The organism is Ferrimonas kyonanensis DSM 18153 (assembly GCF_000425405.1).
GTDB lineage: Bacteria > Pseudomonadota > Gammaproteobacteria > Enterobacterales > Shewanellaceae > Ferrimonas > Ferrimonas kyonanensis.
Genome location: NZ_AUDJ01000015.1, coordinates 75,062 through 97,472, shown reverse-complemented (window position 1 = coordinate 97,472; position 22,411 = coordinate 75,062). Strand labels below are relative to the sequence as shown.

21 protein-coding genes and 1 riboswitch are annotated in these 22,411 nt (G+C 54.2%); of the genes, 2 read left to right on the top strand and 19 right to left on the bottom strand.

Annotated elements, in window-relative coordinates; all coding sequences use genetic code 11:
• Positions 1-7 precede the first annotated feature (7 nt).
• The 8 genes from H598_RS0107305 to H598_RS0107270 form a co-directional block, all read right to left on the bottom strand.
• A complete protein-coding gene (locus H598_RS0107305) occupies positions 8-1,072 on the bottom strand; it encodes a nicotinate-nucleotide--dimethylbenzimidazole phosphoribosyltransferase family protein (protein WP_035415633.1) in 1,065 nt (354 codons plus the stop codon).
• A 7-nt stretch (positions 1,073-1,079) separates the two neighbouring features.
• Positions 1,080-1,703: a histidine phosphatase family protein gene (locus H598_RS0107300; RefSeq protein WP_028112438.1), complete on the bottom strand. Its 624-nt coding sequence runs from the start codon at positions 1,701-1,703 to the stop codon at positions 1,080-1,082.
• Complete coding sequence (gene cobU, locus H598_RS0107295) at positions 1,700-2,209, bottom strand: bifunctional adenosylcobinamide kinase/adenosylcobinamide-phosphate guanylyltransferase (RefSeq protein WP_028112437.1); 510 nt, start codon at positions 2,207-2,209, stop codon at positions 1,700-1,702. The genes H598_RS0107300 and cobU (H598_RS0107295) overlap by 4 nt, the downstream gene beginning before the upstream one ends.
• Positions 2,206-3,039 (bottom strand): cobalamin-binding protein, encoded by an 834-nt coding sequence (locus tag H598_RS0107290; RefSeq protein WP_028112436.1) that lies wholly within the window; start codon positions 3,037-3,039, stop codon positions 2,206-2,208. Before H598_RS0107290 ends, cobU (H598_RS0107295) begins: the two co-directional genes overlap by 4 nt.
• Positions 3,036-3,563: a bifunctional adenosylcobinamide kinase/adenosylcobinamide-phosphate guanylyltransferase gene (gene cobU / locus H598_RS0107285; protein WP_028112435.1), complete on the bottom strand. Its 528-nt coding sequence runs from the start codon at positions 3,561-3,563 to the stop codon at positions 3,036-3,038. The genes H598_RS0107290 and cobU (H598_RS0107285) overlap by 4 nt, the downstream gene beginning before the upstream one ends.
• On the bottom strand, positions 3,560-4,555 hold the full coding sequence (locus H598_RS0107280) for a FecCD family ABC transporter permease (RefSeq protein ID WP_028112434.1): 996 nt from the start codon (positions 4,553-4,555) through the stop codon (positions 3,560-3,562). The genes cobU (H598_RS0107285) and H598_RS0107280 overlap by 4 nt, the downstream gene beginning before the upstream one ends.
• Positions 4,542-5,375, bottom strand: coding sequence for an ABC transporter ATP-binding protein (locus H598_RS0107275; protein WP_051252547.1), 834 nt, complete (start codon positions 5,373-5,375; stop codon positions 4,542-4,544). Before H598_RS0107275 ends, H598_RS0107280 begins: the two co-directional genes overlap by 14 nt.
• A 73-nt stretch (positions 5,376-5,448) precedes the next feature.
• Complete coding sequence (locus H598_RS0107270; protein WP_028112432.1) at positions 5,449-7,272, bottom strand: TonB-dependent receptor domain-containing protein; 1,824 nt, start codon at positions 7,270-7,272, stop codon at positions 5,449-5,451.
• Positions 7,273-7,479: 207 nt separating this feature from the next.
• Positions 7,480-7,669: riboswitch (cobalamin riboswitch) on the bottom strand.
• Positions 7,670-8,058: 389 nt separating this feature from the next.
• Here H598_RS0107270 and H598_RS0107265 point away from each other — a divergent pair.
• On the top strand, positions 8,059-9,348 hold the full coding sequence (locus H598_RS0107265; RefSeq protein WP_028112431.1) for a MipA/OmpV family protein: 1,290 nt from the start codon (positions 8,059-8,061) through the stop codon (positions 9,346-9,348).
• 87 nt (positions 9,349-9,435) lie between these two features.
• Positions 9,436-10,020: a DUF5610 domain-containing protein gene (locus H598_RS0107260; protein ID WP_028112430.1), complete on the top strand. Its 585-nt coding sequence runs from the start codon at positions 9,436-9,438 to the stop codon at positions 10,018-10,020.
• A gap of 533 nt (positions 10,021-10,553) precedes the next feature.
• Here the strand turns inward: H598_RS0107260 and H598_RS26425 are convergent.
• From H598_RS26425 to H598_RS0107205, 11 genes are all read right to left on the bottom strand, one after another.
• Positions 10,554-12,122, bottom strand: a complete 1,569-nt coding sequence (locus H598_RS26425; RefSeq protein ID WP_035415631.1) for a hypothetical protein — start codon at positions 12,120-12,122, stop codon at positions 10,554-10,556.
• 52 nt (positions 12,123-12,174) lie between these two features.
• Positions 12,175-13,932 carry a hypothetical protein gene (locus H598_RS0107250; RefSeq protein ID WP_028112428.1) on the bottom strand — a complete coding sequence of 586 codons (1,758 nt, stop codon included), beginning with the start codon at positions 13,930-13,932 and terminating at the stop codon, positions 12,175-12,177.
• The gene (locus tag H598_RS0107245; protein ID WP_028112427.1) at positions 13,916-14,257 is read right to left on the bottom strand and encodes an AAA family ATPase; all 342 of its coding nucleotides are present in this window, start codon (positions 14,255-14,257) and stop codon (positions 13,916-13,918) included. Before H598_RS0107245 ends, H598_RS0107250 begins: the two co-directional genes overlap by 17 nt.
• A gap of 490 nt (positions 14,258-14,747) precedes the next feature.
• Positions 14,748-15,146, bottom strand: a complete 399-nt coding sequence (locus H598_RS0107240) for a hypothetical protein (RefSeq protein WP_028112426.1) — start codon at positions 15,144-15,146, stop codon at positions 14,748-14,750.
• Entirely contained in the window at positions 15,146-16,063 is a 918-nt protein-coding gene (locus H598_RS23625) for a site-specific integrase (RefSeq protein ID WP_245595572.1), read from the bottom strand. The genes H598_RS0107240 and H598_RS23625 overlap by 1 nt, the downstream gene beginning before the upstream one ends.
• 194 nt (positions 16,064-16,257) lie before the next feature.
• A complete protein-coding gene (locus tag H598_RS23620; protein WP_035415630.1) occupies positions 16,258-17,472 on the bottom strand; it encodes a DUF5692 family protein in 1,215 nt (404 codons plus the stop codon).
• 9 nt (positions 17,473-17,481) lie between these two features.
• A complete protein-coding gene (locus H598_RS23615) occupies positions 17,482-18,375 on the bottom strand; it encodes a DUF5692 family protein (protein WP_051252545.1) in 894 nt (297 codons plus the stop codon).
• 425 nt (positions 18,376-18,800) lie between these two features.
• A complete protein-coding gene (gene arsB / locus H598_RS0107220) occupies positions 18,801-19,817 on the bottom strand; it encodes an ACR3 family arsenite efflux transporter (protein ID WP_028112425.1) in 1,017 nt (338 codons plus the stop codon).
• Positions 19,818-19,948: 131 nt separating this feature from the next.
• The gene (locus H598_RS0107215; protein WP_051252544.1) at positions 19,949-20,176 is read right to left on the bottom strand and encodes a DUF350 domain-containing protein; all 228 of its coding nucleotides are present in this window, start codon (positions 20,174-20,176) and stop codon (positions 19,949-19,951) included.
• A 2-nt stretch (positions 20,177-20,178) separates the two neighbouring features.
• Positions 20,179-21,261: a hypothetical protein gene (locus H598_RS0107210; RefSeq protein WP_028112423.1), complete on the bottom strand. Its 1,083-nt coding sequence runs from the start codon at positions 21,259-21,261 to the stop codon at positions 20,179-20,181.
• 196 nt (positions 21,262-21,457) lie between these two features.
• Positions 21,458-22,372, bottom strand: a complete 915-nt coding sequence (locus H598_RS0107205; RefSeq protein WP_156896960.1) for a LysR family transcriptional regulator — start codon at positions 22,370-22,372, stop codon at positions 21,458-21,460.
• Between the last annotated feature and the right edge of the window lie 39 nt (positions 22,373-22,411).

The window sequence follows — 22,411 nt, the reverse complement described above, 5'->3', positions numbered from 1 at the left end:
CTCTCTCTTACTGAAATTGCGATTGGTGGCGTGTGCACGCCTGCTCCAACGTGGTGATAATGTCGTTGGCGTCCAGGCCCAGCTCTTCCGCCAGTACCAGCACGCCTCCCAGGCCACAGCCCTCCACCACCAGTCCCTGCTCATAACGATTCAGACAATCGAAGTCACTGAGGCCAAAGTCGGTTTGGTGCAAGCCGAGGCGCCAGTCTGCTGGCAGATGGCTCAGCACCGACTGGCCGTCTGCGGCCACCACCCAACGGGTGGTATCCACCCTGCCGCGAAGATCCGGCCGTACCCGGGCGGCGGCAATCAGCGGCGCCACGAACATCATGCCGCCGGCCAGGTGCGGCACAGGCAACGAGGCCGGCCAATGGCACAGCAAGCCGTACAAGGCTCGCTGAATCTGATCGTGAAACTGCGGACTGGCCAGCAGCGCCTCCACGTCAAACTGGGCGTGCGCGCGGCGATACTCCTGCTCCAACTGGGCCAGCAGTCGTGCTTTTTGCGCCAATTTATCCGCGTCCTTGGTGCTACCGGCGGGACTGAGCGTCAGACCGGTCAGCAGCCGCAGCCACAAGGTAGAAAACGTGGTACCGCCAACGCCACACTCGGCCAGGATGCTGATGCAGCCCCGTTCTGCCTGGGCGGTCAGATCCGGCAGCAGCCGCTGCTGAATCAAGTCGCCACAGTCCGCCTCCAGGCCGCCATGGTGCTGACAATCAGCAAACCAGTCGCTGCTGCCCGGCTGCGGGCACTGCACCTGAAAGTTGTAACTGCGAAACTCAATGTTGTGCCCGGCCTGATGCAGGCGATTGAGCATTCCCCGGGTCAATACCGCCGGGCTGATGCCACCGTTATCCAGCAGCCCTTTGGCCGTCAACGGCGTCGGCTGAGGCGGGCTTGGGAACGGCGTCAGGGCCGAGCCATTGGCGATCAGTTCACTGTCCCGTGTTGGCGTCAGGTGCATCAAGTCCTGGCCGGCACCGGCGTCGGACAACTGATGCAGCTGCGGCAACTGGGTGGCCGCGCCGTTTAGGATATTGAACGCAATGGTGGGCTTTGGGTGTGTCATGACGGTCTCACTCACAGTCAGTCGGGGCGGGAAACAGCCCCATCAACTGGGGCCAGTGCAGCCCCTGCTCATCGATGTAGATCTGAATATGCAGCCGGGCCGCATGCCCCAGCGCCACCCGGCTCAGGTGGGCGTTGCCCTGTTGCTGGCCGCCGAGCAACCAGGACAACAGCACTCGAATCACGCCGGAGTGGGTCAACAGCAACACCGTCTCACCCCGATGGCGTTCGGCCAGCTCAGCCAGCAGGCCGGTGACCCGCTGCAGCAGCGCGTCGGTGGACTCCCCTCCCGGCGGCACCTGCTGCCAGGGCTGCTGCCAATAGGCTTCAAAGTCGCCCTCGGGGCGCTGCCAAAGCTGCGCCAACGCCTGGCCGTCCCACTCGCCAAAATCCAGCTCTTGCAGGCGATCGTCGAGCTGCAACGAACAATGCCGCTGCCGGGCAAGTTGCTGGCCAAATTCGGCGCAGCGCCGCAGCGGCGAGCTGTACAACTGTTGCCATGTCAGGGGCGCGCAGCTGCTCTGCCACTGGCGCCACCCCAGCTCGGTTAACTCGGGGTCACTGCGCCCCAGCAATCGCTCGGCGTCCTGTGGCTGGCCGTGGCGTACCAGGTGAAACTCGGTGGTGGTCATCGAATGCCGTCCTTCAGCGGTTGCTCAATGCCCGCCTGGCACCACAGCACCCTCTGGGCAATGGCGGCAATGGCCTGATGCATCTGGCCACTGGCACAGACAAAACTTCGGCTGAGGCTGTCATCTGGGATCAGCCCCTGCCCCACCTCGGTGGATACCAGCACCACCTCGGCCGAGCACTGGCTCAGGGCGCGGCCAAGCCGGTCAATCTCGTTGTCCAGGTCCACCCCGGCCAACAGCTGATTGGTCAACCACAGGGTCAGACAATCGATCAGCAGCAGCTCGTCGGCGTTGGCTTGCTGCAACAGCCGCACCAGATTCAGCGGTTCCTCGACGCAGCGCCAGTGGGCCGGGCGACGCTGCCGATGCAGTTCGATGCGTTCGGCCATGCTGGGGTGACTGCGGGCGGTTGCCACGTACAGCACCCGCTTATCGCTGGCCAGACACCAGTCCTCTGCGAGGCCGGACTTGCCACTGCGGGCCCCGCCCAGATACAGGCTGATCACAACGCCTCCCGTTGCCGACGGGCGGCATCCACCTTGCGGCATACCAGCGCCATGCCCTCAAGCACCCGCGGGCCGGTGCGATGCACCAGATCCCCTTCGATGGGGACGATCTGGCCATTGGCCACCGCCGGGATCTCCGGCCATACCCGCCAGTCGACGATTTCCTGGTTGCTGTTGCCGTGGTATTCCGGCTTGAGAATGATCTCCGGCTTGCGCACCAGCACCTGCTCCATGGAGACCTGGGGATAATCCGCCTCACCATCGGCAAACACATTGTCGGCGCCGCAATCGGCCAAAATGCCGTTCATCCAGCCGCCTGACACCGTGGTCAGCGGCTCGGGCCACACCTGATAGAACACCTTGACCGGCGCCTGTTGCCGGTACTGCTGGCGCAGCTGAGCCAACCGCTGGCGAAACTCGCTGGCCTGCTTGTGGCCTTCGGCCTCCAACCCCAGGGCCTGGCCCAGTTGCTCGAGCCGGTCGGCAATTTCGTCGATGCGGGTCACGCTGGTATCAAATACCGGCAGCCCCAGGCTTTGCAGGCGCTCCACCAGCGGCGCGCTGGTGTCTTCAACGCTGAGCACCACCAAGTCTGGCTGCAGCAACATCAGCGCTTCCATGTTCAGATAGTCGAAGCGACCGATGCGCGGGATTGCCTGCGCCGCTTCGGGGTAGTCGGCATAATCCACCGTCGCCGCAATACGATCGCCGGCGCCGATGGCAAACAGCATCTCCACCGAATGGGGCGACAACGCCACCAGTTTCTGCGGTACCGCCAGGGCACACGGGGCCAACAGCATCAGGGTCCACCACCACAGCAGGCGTCTCATCGTGACTCCCCTTTCAGTTCCAGCGGCAGGCCGGCAATGGTCAACGTAACCCGGTCGACTCGCTGGCCCAGGTGCTGGTGCAGCCAGCCACACTCATCCACAAAGCGGCGGTTAGACTCCCCAAGGGGCACCACCCCCTGGCCCACCTCGTTGCCGATGAAGATCACCGGCCCGGGCAGGGTCGACAGGCACTGCAACAGCGCCGCCTTGGCCGCCGGCCAGTCGCCGTCGTCGGCAAACAGTTCGTTGGCCAGCCACAGGGTTAAACAGTCCACCAATACCAAGGTGTCGGCACCAGAGGCACTGACCAGCGCCTGGGCCAGATCCCGCTGGGCTTCAATCAGTGACCAGTCGGCGGGCCGGTGACGCTGATGATGGGCAATGCGCTCGGCCATGCTGTCATCGGCTCTGGCGGTGGCGATCACCACCACCTGGCCGCCACCAGCCTGTTGCCACTCACGGGCTCGTTGCTGGGCCAGCCGGCTTTTTCCGGAGCGGGCGCCGCCGCTGATTAACTGCTTCATGAACGACCCCGACGTTTCATTAGAATTCCGATGAAGAAGGCACTGCCGAGAATGGCGGTCACCACCCCGACCGGCAGCTCCTGGTTGCCTAGCAATTGCCGGGACAACAGATCCACCCACACCATCAGAATCGCCCCGAACAGGGCGGTGGCGATCAGGGTGGCGCCGCTGGCGGCACCGATGAGCAGTCGCACGATGTGCGGCACCATCAGGCCAACAAAGCCGATGCCGCCGCAGTACGCCACCAGCGAGGCGGTGATCAGTGCGGTCAGCAGCAACATTCCCAGGCGCAGCGGCACCACCGCCACCCCCTGGGTGTGGGCACTCTCATCCCCGGCCATCAGCGCCTGCAACGGCCTTTGAAACTGGTACACCACCATCAGTGCCGTCAACACTACCACTGCGGGGATCCACAAGGTGCCCCAGGTGGCGCGGCTAAAGCTGCCCATGTTCCAGAACAGCACCGCCTGAATCGCCTGATTGTCGCCGAAATAGAGCACCAGGTTGGCCAGCGACGACAGCAGGAACGAGATCGCCACCCCGGCCAGAATCAAGCCCTCGACCTGGCCGTCCCGAGCCATCACCATCACCACCGCCACGGCGATCAGCGATCCCAGAAACGCACACAACGGCAGACTCAAGCCCGCCAGGCCGGTGGTCAGGGCGATCACCGCCCCTAGGGTGGAACCGGCGGAGATGCCAAACAGGTAGGGGTCGGCTAACGGGTTGCGGGTCACGCTTTGCAGCACCGAGCCGGACACCGCCAGACCTGCGCCGCACAGCATCGCCAGCAACACCCGCGGCAACCGCAACTCGATAATGATCCGTTGAGACAGGTTGGTGGCATCGGCGCCGAGCAGTGCGTTGACAACGGCGCGTCCGACGTCGGCGGCAGCGATGTCGGCACTGCCGAAGGAGATCGCCAGCATCGGCGACACCACGATCAGGGGAAACAACATCAGCAGCAACAGCTGCGGTTTAAGCAAGGGCATAGGCAGGCTTTTGGTAATCGTAAGTAATGCGTGGGTAGCGGCCATTGGGGTGCATATCCACCCGGGCCTCCACCCCATAGACCGCTCGAATGCGGTCGGCGGTGAGCACCTGTTGCGGCCGGCCACTGGCCACCAGCGTCCCCTCACTCAGCAGCAGTATCCGGTCGCAATAGGCACTGGCCAGGTTCAGGTCATGGATGGACGCCACCACCGTCACCCCCAGGCTGCGCACCAGTTTCAAGGTTTCAATCTGATAGCGTACATCCAGGTGGTTGGTAGGCTCATCCAGTAACAGCAATTTGGGTTGTTGCAGTAAGGCCCGGGCAATGAGTACCCGCTGACGCTCTCCGCCGGACAACGAGTCAAAATGATGCTCCGCCAGCGACGCCAGCTTGACCCGCTGCAACACCGCCTCGACCCGGGCCGATTCATCCCGGCGGTCAAGGCGTTGCCACCAACTGCTGTGAGCCAGCAAGCCGGTGGTTAAAAATTGACGCACGGTCATCGAAAACCCCGATGGCCCATGCTGAGTCACCACCGCCACCTGTCGGGCAAACGCCCGGCGGCTGATGGTGCCGATCTCGGCCCCCGCCAGGGCGATGCGCCCCTGCTGAGGAACCAGGTAACGGTACAAGCACCGCAGCAACGTCGACTTGCCCACCCCGTTGGGGCCAAGCAAGCCGACAAATTCTCCGTGATTAACGGTAAATCCGACGTCATGCAGCACCTGACGTTCGCGACAGCCCCAACTGAGCCCCTCCACCTGCAGGTGGGGGCTGGACTCGCTGGAATACTGGTTGTCATCAAAGGACTTAAACATGATCCCGTCTCTGTGTGATTGACTCGGTCACCGTTAACGCGCCCCCCTCATCAGAGGGCGGCGCGGGTTTCGATTAAAAATCGCTGTAACTCAGGCTCAGGTACCACTCGGCACCCGGTCCGTAATAACTGCCGTTGGAGATCACCTCTTCATCCAGCAGATTATTGGCTTTCAGGCGCACCTTCCAGCCCTGAGTAAAGGCGTAGCCGACGCTGACGTCCACCTTGTGGTAGGGACTGATGAAGTCGGGGTTACCGTCGTAGTTAGTGTCACCATCGTTGCGCTTACCCTGGTAGTGGTAATCGACGCGCAGATCCCACTGGCTGAGGACGTAAGCGGCGGAATAGTCGAACTCATGCTCACTGCGCCCCTCCAGTTGCTCACCCTTGCTGTCATCTTCGGCATCCAGGTAGGTGTACGCCAGTTGGTGTTGCAGCCCAAACAGCTCGAAGTCACTGCCCAGTTCCAGTCCCTTGAGGGTGGCCTTGTCGACATTGAAAGGCTTGTAGATATCCCAGCCATTGTCGTCCTGTTCACCGGTCTTGGCCCAGTTGATGAGATCGTCCACCTTGTTCTGGAACACGCTGATGTAGGCGTTGTAGCCGTTACCGGCGTAATTCAGGGTCAGGTCGACGTTTTCAGAGGTTTCCGACACCAGTTCCGGGTTACCCTGCTCCGGCCAGTACAGGTCGTTGAAGGTCGGCGCTTTAAAGGCGGTGCCATAGCTGGCACTCAGACGCCACTGGTCATTGAAACGGTAGGCAACGCTGGTGTTGTAGGAGACTTCGCTGTCGATGTTTTCCACATCGTCGTAGCGCACCACCCCTTCCAGCAACCAGGCGCCGAGATCGGCGCGAGCCAGGGCAAACACCCCCACCACGTCACGTTCATCCTCGGCGTAGTCACCGCGCACCGATTCGTTGTAGTAATCCACGCCGCCACTCAGGGTCAGGCCGCTGCTGGCTTGGTACTGATTGATCCAGCTCAGCTGGTCGCGCCGGGTTTCGTAGATGCTGTGGGCTGGCTGGCCATCACGGAAGTTGTCGTTGTAGTCGCGGGCCTGGCCTGCAGACAGCTTGGAGCTGAAATCGTTGTTGTCGTACTGCGCTTCCAGGTTCCAGAAGAAGTTGTCGTAGTCGGCTTCATTGCTGTACGGGACACTGTTGTCGTATTCGTAGTTGCCGGTATTGTACTGGCCGCTCCAGTTCAACTGCCACTGTTCGCTGAGGCTCTGCTCACCGGTGATACCGGCTGTAATCCGCTCATAGCCGTCGTCGTCGGTTTCACTGTCACGCTTTACATCGAAGCCATCACTCTGATCACTGGAGATCGTCAGGCTGGTGCGGCCGTCGCCATGGCTGATGCCGGCACCGGCGCTGAGGCGGCTGTAGTTGTTGCTGCCCACGGCACCGGAGGCGTACCACTGGCCCCCTTCCAGGCGGCGGGTAAAGATCTGCACCACGCCACCGATGGCGTCACTGCCCCACACCGCTGCGCGGGAACCCTTAACCACTTCGATGCGCTCCACCTGCTCCGGCGCCAGGCTGGAAAAACTGACGCTACCCAGAGTGGCGGAGCTGATGCGTACACCGTCGATCAGCACCAGTACGTGGTCCGACTCGGAGCCACGAATGCTGATGTTGGCGCTCTGACCACCGCCACCGGTACGGGTCACGCTAAGGCCAGGCAAACGCTCGAGAATGTCGACCACGGAGATGGGTGCCAACTCCTCGATCTCCACCCGTTCGATGGTGTTAACCACCGCCAGCTGCTGCTCAGGGGCGGAATCAAAGCGATCGGCGGTGACCACGATGGTTTCATAGTCGGGGGCAGCGGTCGCTGCGTAACTGGCGCACAGGGCCAGAGACAATACAGAAAGGCGCGTTTTTAAACTCATGGTTTTTCCTTGAATAATCGAGTTTTAAAAGCGCGGGAATGCTCTCATCAGAGAGGTAGGTGAATCCGTCATCACGACGGGGTGCTCACACGTACAACAGACGAAGACCGGATAAGGCCAGTTCGATGCGACAATGGAAGCAAGGTACACCTTGCCACCCGGGTCAAACGGTCTTATCAGGCTATCTGCTCAAGAAACCCGCTTGAGTCAAATCAGCAAATCAAGGTAGGTCTCCTGGCTCTCAGCGTCTGAATGTGTTCCCTTCCCGGTTACCCAGTGGTTATCAACACATCGCTCTGATTACAGTTGCAGGTACAGCCGCGGACTCTCACCGCGTTCCCTGTTATGCATGAATCGTGGTCGAACGATTCCTTGCACCTTAATTTGGTGGCCATGATAACCATGCCACAGCGCAAGATTGTGCCAGAGATCACAAGGCATTGAACAGCGATAAATGTCTGTGAATAGTCACAGCGTTTCCCGCAGTTACCGCCTCAAAGTTAGCCGTCCAGACGTCCAGTCCAGATGCACCAAGGGATTCAGGCCCATCCCATCGAACGCGACTCCGATGCCGCGGCTATAAAAAATTTTTTGCGCGTCCCCCAACCCCTAGGCAATTTGCTCAATTATCCAGCTTCGACGGCAGTGAAACCCGCTGGTAACCGCGTTTGAGCAATCGCCAGCAAGGTAGATTCGACACAGTTGGTTACGCTCCTTCCACAGAAAATTCACTCACTTGTGGCAAACTACGCGGCAATTTTTCTGAGATTTGCCATTCTGATAGTCATGAGATCCCTTACCCTACTTTTACTCCTGGCCAGCGCCGCGGCCACGGCGGTGCCCGGCAGTGGCGACAAGCCCGAATGGGGCATCGCCATCGGCATGCGCTTTGCCGACATCCCCTATAAGACCGAGACCGATCAGGTCACCGACATCGTGCCGCTGATGTTTCTCCAGGGTGAGGACTTCTATCTGCACGGACTGGAGGCCGGCTACCACCTATGGCAGGACCAGCCACACCAAGCCACGCTGTTTACCCGTTATCGCTTCTTCGACATTCCCAAAGAGCTGCAAAACAGCATCCAGGAAGACAGTTTTGACCTCGGCCTGCGCTACCGCTATGTCCCCAGAGAGCGTCACTTTGTCGACACCGAACTGCTCAGTGACAACAACGGTCGCAGTTACGGCCACCTGAGATACGGCTTCGACGGCCAGTGGGGCAATCTTAGCTTTCAACCCACCCTGCAACTGGACTGGCGTAGCCAGGACTTTGTCGAGTATTACTACGGCCTGGGCGACACCCGTGCCGACGCCGATGTGGGTGCCTCTGCCGGCATCGGTCTGAAATACCACGTGGGCAGCAACCTGTACCTGATCGGCAAGGTTCAGGGGTCGGTACTGGGCAGTGGCATCGAGGATCTCGACACGCTGGACAAGCGCTTCACTCTGGAGAGCTACGCCGGGTTTGCGTTCTTCCCCACCGCCGAACAGAGTGCCAATCCGCTGCGACGGGAGGACTTTGAAGGCCATTACCTTCGTGTGGCCCATGGTTGGGCCACGCCCTCCAACCTGGGGGAGATTCTCAGCTTTGACTGGGAGAAAGACCCCTACGACAACCAGATGACCTCGGTATTTTACGGGTACCCGCTCACCGACAGCCTGTTTGGTTTTCCCATCGACCTGTACGCCACTCCGGGGATGGTGCTGCACCACAGCTCAGAGGTACAAAAAACCAGTTACGAAGGGGTCATGGCCATCAAGGCCTACTACACCTTCAGCTGGCCGATTCGCTGGCGATTTGGCGTGGCCGAAGGGTTGTCCTACATCAACCGGGTCACCTACATCGAGCGCAGCGAACTGGAACAGAAGGGCTACCGGCCGTCCAAACTAATGAACTACCTGGATTTCTCTATCGATACCAATCTTGGCGATCTGTTTCAGAGCAGCAAGTGGTCCCACCTGTGGCTGGGCTGGAGCATTCACCACCGCAGTTCGATGTTTGAGAGCTCCTCCGCCTTTGGCCGCATCAAAGGCGGCAGCAACTACAACACCCTGTATTTGCAGTGGCAGTTCTAAGCCCCACTTAATCGTGGTTGTAATTAAAGACGTTGATCATTTGGCCGATAGTGAGATCATGGCAGATTCGATTAAGGCAGAGCAGTAATGGACGTTCGTAATCATGGCGCCGAGGTGTCTCAGGTCGCCAGGAACAAAACCACCGATGGCGGCAACCACGGCCAGGCGGTGTCTGAGGTGGCAACGAGTAAGAGTGCCTCCCAGGCGGCAAAGGCGATGACCAACACCCACTTGTTGACGGCGATGGAGGCGGTCAGCTTGAGCGCCGGTCAGGACTCGTTGGCGCTGCTGTACCGCGCCGCCGTTGAAGCCATTGATGAGCACCTGGCGCCGACGTTGGGCGAAAACTCGACCCAGAAGGGGCTGGAGCAAGGCATCGACTACTCGCCGCAGGCCACCGCCGACCGCATCGTCGGCTTCGCCACCCAATTTTTCGGCACCTATCAGGGGCAGAACTCATCCCTCTCCTTCGATGAGCAGCTGGACGGCTTTCTGAGCGTCATCGGCGGTGCGGTGGATAAGGGCATCGATGAGGCCCGCGGCATCCTCGATGGCTTGCAGGTGCTCGATGGTGACATCGCGAGCAACGTCGACCTGACCCAGAATCTGGTGCATGAAGGGCTTCAGGCGTTCAGGGACAGCTTCTATCAGGAACAATCCGCTGACCGTTGATTGAGTTCGCCGCCGCGACTCGACGCCTTGCTAAATCCCGTGACAAAAAAAGTACATCTAACTAAAAATTAGATCGAAACTTTAGGTAAGCCTTGCAGGGTAAGGCCTGCAAGGCTTTTATCTAACATTTTGTCAATTTGTCTCATTTTTAGTTACTTTTGTTGTCCATCCGACTCTTAAGAAAAGGTAAAGAGTTAGATCGTAACGCAACGACACTCATCTAACTTCAGACGGTGCTCTTAGCGTTGACTGTTGGTGGGTAAGAACTGCCGGCAAGGAGTTCATAGCGGACTGTATAGCGCGGCAAGCCAGTGGACAGTATCGAGAACAAACCTGCCGAAGCCCCCGCATATGAAACAAGCACCGGGTGGGTGCGTGCTTGACTTGCCGCTTGATGTGGAAAACCGCACGATTGGATATCCGAGATCTGGAAAGCAGCAAGAGAGTCTGATGATTGATTCGAGGGCCAGAGCTGGTATATGCAAGTGCTTCTGGCCCTCTCAGCAAGGGCCAGTCTAGTATTCTACTTTGCTTTAGTCTTCCAAAACCCCTTTTAAACCTTCAAGCAAAGAAATAAACTTGCTAAGAATATCATCAAAGGCAGCAATAAGGTCGTCTTCATCAATTCCTAACCTATTAATCTGCCCTTCATACTTAGAGCCTCTCCTGTGAGCAACACCTGATGAACGAAGCCCTTGAACGCCACCAAGAAGCGGAGAGATGTCAAGTTCACTTCCTTGAGATACTAGAAATTCATTAAGAATCTTAATTGACCCGCTCGATTCTGTAGTAATGATACTCTTTATGCTTTTAACATTAATGGAGTCGATTGTTATTTTAACCAAGTTAAGTATCTGGTTATCAAACTCCTTTGTCTCATTCTTTGTCAGTCGATGCAGAGAATCGAAGCAATGTGAGTCAGATGGAGCTAGAGGAAGGAACAAATACCAACCGAAATTCTCAAACCATGCTTTCTGAAATGATTCGAATCGATATTTAAATAAAAGATCTAGACTCTCTGGATCAGCGAACTGCCCCAACACACTTCGCTTAAAATTAGTTTGACTGATATCACCACCTTCCACGCCAATATTAAAGCACCTCCAGTACTTTTGCTCTGAATTTGGTATATCCCTACCAAGATCACCTAGAAAAACGCATATGAAATCGCTATGATTATTATCGATCTTAAGATGCCAATAACCCTTCTTATAGATAGCTCCGTCGGACACTTCATATTCTGAAGGTGAATTGTAATATCTTTGCATTACATCCCGACTAAAGAATATCGGGGTTAAAAAGTGTGGAGCATCAGGGTTTGCACCAAAATAATCATTTAACTCACGTGGATTACAAGTATGAAGAACTGGCTCATGAGAGTCACCTCCTACAACGAATTCTTCATAGGCTTCTTCTAAAGCAGTAGGAGAAGTATTTTCTTCAGTTAAGCTCTCACAAAGCATCAACTTCTTACCCAGCACCCTCGTGATATTATCGTATCCATCTACATATGAAGTATTCGATGAAAAACAGTCATATCTCAGTAAGTCATTTTCAATTTTACTAGAAGAAGTTAGGTCTTCGTTATGATGGAAGGTGCATTCAAAATAACTAAGAAAATCCATTTGCTTAGCTGACAAAAAAGCATCCAGGAAAGACTTCCGTATTTCTAACGAATTATCACAGTATCGAATAACTTCTATTTCATTACCATTGATATCTGGCAATATATACTTCGAGTTTTTCAAGTCATGATAAAGACGAAGATAAAGGACTAATTCTTGTGATACTTCAAAATATCTCGGCCTATTACCAATGAAGTTTGTCCTACAATAAACTAAAGGAATATACTTAGAGGTATGTTGTTCATACCAAACCTTATCACCACAAGTAACTATAGAAGGAGAACCGTCTCCTAACAACAGATCCCAGCCACAGCAACTCATATAGGAGCGATCGTCCTTCGGAGCTAGAGAAGAATACAACGATCCATCTATTGACTTATCCTCCGCATTCAAATTCTTATATAGCGGTATCCAAGTTCCAGATAACAATTCATCCTCTACGAAATCTATAAACCCTTTGGCCCTAACTATAGTCATTGACATATTCCTTCAATACAATTTCTTTTATATGATTCATATTGCTTCAGGCTCATTGGTTACTCAATGCACCTTTCAACTTATAGTTCAAATAGCTCAAGCTATCGATAACGCTATCAAAAACAAAATCTAATGCTTGACTATATCCAGATTTTAGAGTTGCACTATCAAAACCAATATTTGCCAGGTGCTCGATTGACTTATTAACTGCTTCGTGAGCCTCAGCATTTCGCAGATCATTATTAATGAACAATGAAGCAAGTTTTTCATTTCTAGTATTCAAATCAGAGAAATTTGAAGCATAGCTAAATGCCGATGCATCTTCACCATACTCAAGTAAAGCTTCGCTGAAGTTTAGAATTCCTTGCAACAATTTCAATGCCTGAAAATTGTTAATTTCTTTCTTGGCTATGCCCATTGCAACCAGTAGTTTCTTTAAGTTTCCTACCTTTATCTTATTCAGAATTTCATTAATAGTTTTGCATCTAGACAAAAAGTCATGTTCTTGCATATCCCTACGAGCTACATGAGATAACTTTTGCAATACGGGATACTTCTGTAACCCCTCTGCTTCAAAGTCTTGACGATTAAACTCTGAAATGTCCGACTCCGACAAGGCAACGCCCACAACCTGACCAAGTAACACGAGATTTTCATTTAGTTTTATTAACTCTTCTAGAAAACGATATGTTTTAGAAACAGTATGCTCTTCTTTTTCTTTCTCTGCATCTATTACACTTGGATCAACTGCGTAGTCGTATACATGATACACTTCCTTATCTGGAATCCCTCGATATAGCTCATAAAAGGGTATCCTAACTATATTTCTTCCAATTCTAATGCAATCCCTAAATGACCATTGCCCTCCATAACTAGGATCTATACGATAAGATGTCCCATCATAATAAGGTATCGCATCGAATGAATTATCCTTTTCGTACCTAGTTAGAAAAGAATCATCAATGTAGGCAAATTCCCTTAACCGAATATCACTAGCTTTTGCTCTAGTCATCGGATCAGTGTGCCCAGGCCAAGTCAGCGAATCTATATCAAGTTCTTCACAAAGTTCTGGCTGAACACTTTGCACTGTACCCCAGACTTGCATAATCACTCTATCCCCTTGATCTACAATATCTAGTTCTATCCACGGCTCCTGAAATTTATAATGTTCAGTTCCAGCCAGTAATTCAACAACCTCAGTGGTTCTTTGTATATACTTTTCATAGTAAAAGGCTCTTGCACCAACACAGCCTTTCATCCAAAGATATTTTCTCAGGTATTCATTCTGCATTGTCCACTTAATATCTTTGTTGCTGCCAAAATAGTACTCGCTCGACACATCTCCTTGTACGACCCCATAATCTGGAAGAGAAGGATTATCAAAAATGACCTTTTGACCAGAATCCCCTATCAGCCTAGGCTTCAACCCCAAGATCATCCAGACATCCTCAGCCAAGAAGAATGAGTAATGTAATCCATCTCCCCAAGAAGCCACAATGTAACCATTGCCAGAAACGGACAAATTGTACTCTCTCGCTCCACCCTTTACTCTACAATCAGGCACTGAGTAAGCTACAACTCCATTGCTAGACTCTCTGAGTATACTAAGATTTTCACTATCTTCTTCGGGCACTACAGCCATAATCATTTGAAGGCATTCATGATTATCTTGATAAAGTTCTCTCTCGTACCGATGAGTTACTACGACTTCTTTCTTCGGATTATCTACCTTTTCATCAGATAGAACATCTTTAAGTCCCTGCGGTATCTGATTTATCGGTAATGGCAATTTATCAATGTATCCAGGCATACTTATTCCTTAGTAATAAAATCATGCAAGATAAACGTGTGCTATTATTTATAATCGTCATTTTGTGAGCCAACCTCTTTGCATCTACCATCGCCGCCTCATCGATGACCAAAGCAGTTTTCTCCGACATGATCGGCTCGCTTCGCAGAAATGCTGCAATCGTACTTAAACCTCGACCTGTAGCCTCTCTTAATCTCTTTGCAGCTCTTCCTGCCAACGCCATTGGATAAATGTGGTAACTAAAGTACTCCAATCCACTAATGATTGAATTGATCACGGTCGTCTTTCCAGTACTTGCTCCCCCCAAAGACAGCAGATATTCCAAAGCTCAATGCGTTGTATACGGCTTCTCCTTACTTGGTAGTTAGCGGATATTCGCTCGCAAAAGCGGCAGCTTGATATGCCTCATCATGGAAACAGCTCCATGCTTGAACTACAGCGAGTCGCCTGAATCGCTTTGCAATGACGCTCTCGATTACTAGCATACCCGTTGGGTGATAGCAGTCTCCGTCACTAATTACATACGCACCACTTAATTTTGAAGCAGCAAAGGCTTCAAAAACAGTCTCGGCCTTGATGGCTGCGACAGCGCTTTTGAATACTTTGGGATCGCTATAAGCCCGTTGACTGCTCAGTCAGAGCATTATCAGACTGCTTCTTCCCCAGGACTTGCAGGTTATAGCCTTTCACCACAAACGCTTCGACAATCACCGCCCCCTTAAACAGGCCCGCACTGAATCGTATTTTTGCTTCCTTTAACTACATCCCCTCCCAACGTCACCCACTATTTTTGATGAGTCATTTTTGAAATATGATTAGCCCTTGATGCTATGCACATTCGGTGAATCCTTCCTGGTCGCGGTTTTGTAACGATGCAGTTCCCAGGTCAGCTGTGCAATAGAATCCGCCATCGCTGTTATCTCGGCCTTGAACTGGCTGTTCTCCGCATTGAGCTTTCTGTTCCTCGCCTCCAAGGCGTCAAAGCGGTCTTTTGCGACCGTCTTGCATTTGCCTTTCGCATCCGGGGCCCGGTCACGATTTGGCTGTTGCTGACGAGCTTTCTCTGCCAGAACGATCTCCCGCAGAACAGAGTGGTTCTTTAACGAACCATTGGCCACGCCGGCTCGTTTTTCTACCGCAGACGGATTGATTTTCTTCTTCTCTTTTTTCAACGCCTCAAGGGCATTTTCCAGCTCGGTCTTTACACTTGGCATCACAATGCTCCTAAATCAAACCGCTCAAAGGCGATGTTATGGTCTGCCATGACTCTCTCTGCGGAATGAATGTCGGTCAGCTCGCGGGCCAGCGTGTTGCGGTTGTAAAAGCCCATTTGTTTCATCTGCTGCAACTTTGCACCGAGGCGTTGATGGCGCTGTTGCCAGTGTCTAGCTTCAGCCTGGTTGATGTTCAGGTTCTCGCAGTCACGCCCGACGCAACTGGATGGCTCAAACAGATGGGTCATCTTGCACTTCTCACCCACAAAACATCGGCCATAGCCGGTCGATTTGTTGGCACCCTTGCTGCTTTTGACATGCGCTTCAAATTGTTCGTCCGTCATCACCTTGGGGTCGCCCTCAAAGTGCTTCATATAGCCGCCTGATTGCTCTTCAGGGTTGTCCTTCAGGTAGGCTCTGTGGCTTTCCATTTCGGCATCTTCCACGGCTTCTTTGACGTTGGCCGGGTTTTCTATCCCCATCAGCGTAAGCACCTCAGAGTGACTGGCGTAGATAGCCGTCATAGCGAGGCTGATGTGCTTGAACTGATGCTTGAGTGCCGCTAGTGACACCACCCCATTACCCACCACAAAATGGGCGAAGGTACGCCGCAGTAAGTGGGTAGTAAAGTGCCAGTAGAAGGTGCTATCCTCCCGTTTCTTTATCGGGTTGTATCGGGCGGGAACCACCGGATTAAGCAGTTTATATACCTCATCCATCGCAACGAGGTCGTAAGTCATATCAAGGTGTTTCGAGTAACCGCTGAGCAACATCGCAAGGTTGGCTTTGTTTAAGTCCGTCTCTGACAACTGATTGTTAATGTTGTCGCCGGTACCAGATGCATCAAAGCTGAAGCGGGGAGACCGATGAATGTCCCCCTGAGTCGAGCGGTAGTCATCATTGAGCGCGGCCAGCACTTGCAATGCCTTTTCGCAAATCGGCGCACAGGCCCAGACATCTTCCCTCGGCAGTGTCTCCAGCCTGCTTGTCCATGAGCGCAGGGTGCACAACGTGATGCCATCCAGGTCGATCTAAAATAACTATGTGCTATGCGCGTTGAATGTAAAAAAGGCCGCCAATATGGCGGCCTTTCTGTGTGTCTGCAGAGGAATCAGGCTGTGGCCAGTTTCTGCTTAGCCTGACGGGCGCGGTAGAAGCTCACCAGCTGCCATACACAGGCAATGTTAAGCACCAGGCTCAACGCCGCCACTGAGTAGGTCAGCATGTCGTTCCTGGGGAAGATCCACAGGTTGCGCTCGTAGAAGTTGGTGAAGGTAAAATAGAACATGAACCAGGCCGCCAAGGTGTAAGCGCGGGCCTGCAACCAAGTGCCCTTTTTAATGAACAGCGCCGGAATGGTGGCCGCCACAATCACCATCAGCTGCGCCGATGCCGACGCCGGGAAGTTCAGGTACACATAGGCGAAATTCCACACGTCGTAGGCGATGATCCACAGCGCGGTCATCTTCGGCCACACCATGTCTTTCTGCGGGCTGTCGTCGGCTCGAATCCCCTTCCAACCGTAATAGCAGGTCAGAATCGACAGTACCCCGGCCACGCCATTAAGCAGGTTCGGGGTAAAGCCCATGGTAAAGTCCTGCGCCACCGCCTCGGCGATGTTGATGGCCAAAAAGCCGACGCAGAACAACTTGGCCAGGCTGTATTGATGCACCTTGGTAAAGCGCATCAGCAGGAAGAACACCGAGGCCGACACCACCGAATAGATCTTGGCCCACTTAAACCAGTACGCCACCCCCTGATAGGGCCAGACGAAGATGGTCAGCAGCAGTGACAGGCCGACGAAGAACGCAAAGCCGCTCCATTTCACAAACCGGAACAACTCGTTCAACGCAATCAGAATCACCAGAGTCAGCAAAATGTGCAACTTGGCCTGAGTCTCATGCCAGCGGAACAGGGTAAAGGTGACGTCCTTTTCCAGTAAATCCAGGCTGGCCCCGGTGACGTTGAGGTTGACGTCGATGTTTTCGCTGTCGATCACCGTCAGACTGGCGTGGTCGAAGTCGGTGATCACTCCACCTTGCAGCGGCAAGATGGTGATGGCGTCGCCCTGACGCAGCCACTGGTGAGTTTCGGCCTCATCACGGCCATTGAATTTCTTCTCGATGTAGACACTGCCATCGGGGTCAAAGGCGATGTGGTAGCTCAAGCCACCGGTGCCCGGTACCCCCTCCAGCAGAATCTGATAAGTGCCCAGCGCCTCGGCGGCGGGATCATTGTCGGCCGCTGCCAATGGCGTACTGCACGCCATCAGGCACGCCAGCATCAACCCCAGCGCCCAGCGCAGAGTGTGAGTGAATGCATTCATCTTGTGTCCTCAGGCTTTATGGAAGTACAGGTTTGACCACATACCGGTCACCGATTGCTGACGCTCTTTCTCGGTAAACACCCCTTCTGGCGCCGACGCCGGGTGACGGAACTTGGTGTCGCAGCCGCCGGTGTACATCTGCCAGTTGTACCAGACGACATAGACCACACTCAGAGCCAGGTTGGCGATGCCCCACCAGGTGGCTAACTCGGGATTGGCCCAGGCGGAGGAGTCCATGAACGGGAATACATCGGTCACACCCAACTGAACCACGAAGATCGCCAGGGTGTAGATACGACCCATGATGTAGAGGTCGTGGCGGCCAAATACCGAGTACAGCTCACAGGCAATCAGAATCGCCAGGCCGCCAGCAAACTCATCGGGAATACAGCCAAACAGGAAGGCGGCGTTCCAGGTGGTGTACAGGAAGCACCAACCCAGAGGGAAGTCCACAATCAGGTCGCCGCAGGTTTTGTCTTCCACCCGCCAGAACTTGCCAACAAACGGAATGGTGGCCACCAGGCAGAAGCCCGACAGTGCATTCCAGGGGTTACCCAGTTGCCAGTCGTGAATCGACGCTTCGGTGATGTTGAGCGCCAGAATGAAAAACAGGAACCACAGGGTCCATGGCTTCTTGAAGATCTCCCAGAACGGGCCGGTTTTCTTTTCGTACACGGCGATGCGCATCAGGCTGACCACGACCATCGGCACCAGCACGCTGAAAATTTTCGCCCACTCGAACCAGGTATCGCGGTTCTCAGACCACAACGGGAAAGTACACAGCGACAGCACGATAAATGCGAAGCCTATGGTGCGGTAGCGTCTGAACACTTCCGTCAGCGCATAGGTGGCCGCGGCGTACACGATGATCGAGATGATCAATGTCATGTTGGAGGGTTCCATGCCCTACTCCTTTGTAACGATAACGACTCCCTGATAGCAACGTGACGGTGTATGGCCTGATCCAAAAATTGGGTGGTGCAGTTTCTAGTTTTAGGGGCGCCTTAAGGCGCGGTATTGCATAGTATCGGCAAGGGTAATGCAGGTCGACGAAGCGCCGTTTCACTACCAGTAACTCAAAAATTTTTATAATTAAGGCATTGAAATACCTTTGATAGAAACCAACAGCTGAGTAATTACTCTAAAAATCAATTTCTGCGTTCGAAGGTAACAGACTGGTGAAATTCGTTAGTGACTGAGATCACAATTGTTGCGACTCAAAGTGGGAACTGTAATTCAGCGGTACGAGGAGGGAGCGGGCCTGCTGGCCATCAACAATACAAACGGGGCGGCGAGATGGCCGCCCCGACATTAACACCGAAGGGGCATCAGGCAAACCAGTGCCGAGTGCGGTTGGCAAAATAGACCAGAGACAACATCACTGGCACCTCCACCAACACTCCGACCACGGTGGCCAATGCTGCGCCAGAGTGAAGGCCAAACAGCGAGATCGCCACCGCCACCGCCAATTCAAAGAAGTTCGAGGTGCCGATCATGCACGCCGGCGCGGCAACGTTATGGGGTAACTTCAGCCATTTGGCGGCGGCATAGGCGATGGCAAAGATGCCGTAGGTTTGGATCATCAAAGGGATGGCGATCAGGACAATGGTTTGCGGCTGCTCGATGATCACCTCGGCCTGAAAGCCAAACAGCAGTACCACGGTCCCGAGCAAACCGACAATGGACCAGGGCTTGGTCTTGGCCAGAAACGCCTCGATGCCGTCGCCATTGCGCCGGCGCTGCAATCGCGCTCGAGTCCAGGCCCCGGCCAACAATGGCAACATCACGTACAAGACCACCGACAGCAACAGCGTCTCCCAGGGAACCTGAATGTCACTGACGCCCAGCAACAATGCGGTGATCGGTGCGAAGGCAAACACCATGATGATGTCGTTGACCGATACCTGCACCAGGGTGTAATTGGCATCGCCCTTAGTCATCTGACTCCAAACAAACACCATGGCGGTACAGGGCGCCACGCCCAGCAAAATCATGCCGGCGATGTATTCCCCGGCACTCTGCGGGTCGACCCAGTCGGCAAAAAAGCCTTTGAAGAACAACCACCCCAGGGCTGCCATGGTGAAGGGTTTGATCAGCCAGTTGATCACCAGCGTCAACAGTAATCCCTTGGGCTTTTTACCCACGTCTTTAACCGCGCTGAAATCGATCTGCACCATCATCGGGTAGATCATGACCCAGATCAGCACCGCCACCACCAGATTGACGTGGGCCCACTCCAGCGCCGCTACCGCCGCAAACGCCTGCGGGGCCCAATTGCCCAGCAATACGCCGGCGGCAATACTCAGCGCCACCCACAGTGACAAATAGCGTTCAAAAATTCCCATTACTCTCGCCTCATACTGATCAAACGTCGCCCCGGCAACCGACTGGTCGCAGCCCGTGACGACGAAATGCTATTTCGATGAAGCCAGAATATACGAATTGGCATATATATGCCACTGCGGATATGAGTTTTTTAACTCATGGCCGACGACACTACGAAGCCGACAAACAACAGAATGGTGGATTGAAACACCGCCACCGCCAGATTGCCCTTTTTAATCTCGGCGATAAAGTCGATGCTGCGAAACACAAATTTATCGATGATCACCAGTGAGATCACGCTGACAAACAGACTGACCACGGCGTAAGTGAGGTTCAGAAACATGAAGGCCGCGTTCTGCTCCAGTGAGGTAATTTCCATTCTTATTTTCCTTTGTTCTCAATTATAAAAGGCGCATCAGGTGCTTCTGACCAGCCGATAGACCAGGCGGTAATAGGATCCAGGCTGGCATGGCGCAGCGCATCGCTGTAGTAGTTCATCAGATCGGTAACCGCATAATCCCGAGCCGACTCGATGCGGTACAGATCGGCGGCACCAAACAGATGCAAAATCTCGTGGGCCTGTACTTGTGGGGTGTAAGTCGCCGCTGAGGCCGACGACACCGACTCGGTCAGCATCACATACTCGTAATGGCAATTCGGTGACACCTGCTTGTTACCACAGGACAGGGCAAAAGAGCGGGCATCACCGTTGGAGTGAAACACCATCGCCACCTGGCCGCTGGGCGCCTTGGCCTCAACAAATGCCGACATCGACGGATAACCCAGTTGATTGGCGATCAATCCCTGAGCGTCGAGGAAGAACTGTTTGGAGCGCAACCACTCTTTGGAGATGCCCCTAGGGGCCTTCAAAAAGAAAAAGCGGCTGCTGATCTGCGGCTTCGCCACCCCATATTGGGCCGCCCGGGCTTGATACCACTCCACCACCTGCTGCAGATAGTGGCGATTCAACAGCCGCTGTTTGCCCGACCAGCGACTCCAGCGGTTGTCGTCCAGATAAAGGTAAAGAATGGTGATCTTACCGGTAAGGCTGGCAGCAATGCCGTTATCACGAGCATCCCGATACTGCTTATCCAGTTGCCGCTCCTGCTGCATGCTTTCGATGTGGTTGCGCAGCCTAAGGATCGCCTCATCCACTTTTCGGTTTGGCTCTCCCAGTTGCTGTGCCTGGGTCAGCGAGTGAATAGCGTAATGGTAATGACGACGGCCGACCTCGATATCGGCCTTCACCGCGTACAGGTAGCGGCGCACGTCCGGCTCCTCGACCCGGGGCAGCAACCGCTTAACCTCATCGTAGGCCAGATCAAACTCCGAGTCCTGCAGCCGCTGAGACAACATCGCCAGCCTCTGGTCTTCCGGATGCGCCGAATTTGGCCCCACCCAGATGGCTACAGCAGCGCACAGCACAAACAGAGACAACAAGGTACGCAGTAACCAGACCTTCATCTCAGCGCCGTCCGTCTAGGGTGGCAATTAACAAGCAGTACACAATCAATCGAAACTTCATCAGCGTCATAATGGCTGACAATAAGACACTACAAATGAAAGCCTTGCAAGAAAATCCAGGCGTCGGTGAGGCCTTTTGGCAGCCAATTGGCGAGGCTTCGTGCAACGTTCGAGAGCGGCACTCCGCCTTGGCTGCCTAAAGCGCTCCTTCCAACTTCGATTGCTTGTGAAAAAACCGAACCAGAGCCTCTACCAACAACCGCTGTCGTCGAGGAATGAAGTTACGCGAACGGTACAAAACAAACATCGACTGCTCCTGATAAATCTGCGAATCAAACAGCAACTCAAACCGGCGGTCCTGAGACCGATAGAGGCGAATCTGCGACTCCGGCAACGACGCAATGCCTTTGCCCGCCAGCATCCACTGCATGGCGATGTCTACCGAATCGGTTGAGATAAAGGACTGAATCTGCTGACTTCCGCAGCTGCCATTCGAATGTTGCCACTCCCAGTGTTTTTCCTCTTTTTGCACCGACACATTGGTGATGCAGCGGTGTCGAGCCAAGTCTTGTGGCAGCAGCGGCCGGCCAAACTGCTGCAGGTACTCGGAGCTGGCACAGAAATAGCGACGGAAAGTGTGCTGATAGCGAGCGATCAAATCGGGATCGTCCGGGGTGATCGGCGACACCATCACATCACACTGGCCCATCTTGGTCATGGTTTTCGGGTTGGTGGTGATCAGGTCCAGACGCACTTCGGGGTAATCAGTGGTAAACGGAATGAACACCTCTTCGGTCAACCAACGACTCATGGGATGGGGTAGGCACACCGCGATGCTGCCCTTAACATCATCCTTATGGCTGGAGATGGCCTCGGTAATTTTCTCAAACTCCTCCAACATGGTTTCCGCGGTTTCCAGCAACAGCCGTCCCTGAGGCGTCAGCTCAACCCCACCGCCGGAGCGCTGCATCAAGGTCGCCCCCACCTTAGCCTCCAGACCCTTTAAGCGACGGCTCAATGCCGGCTGACTGATATCCAGATCGATGGCGGCCTGAGTAATGCTTTTAAATTTTGCAACTGCGACAAACATCCGCAACGTATCCAGATCCACTCTTTTTCCTCTCTGTGACTTTCGTCGGTGATCTTAACG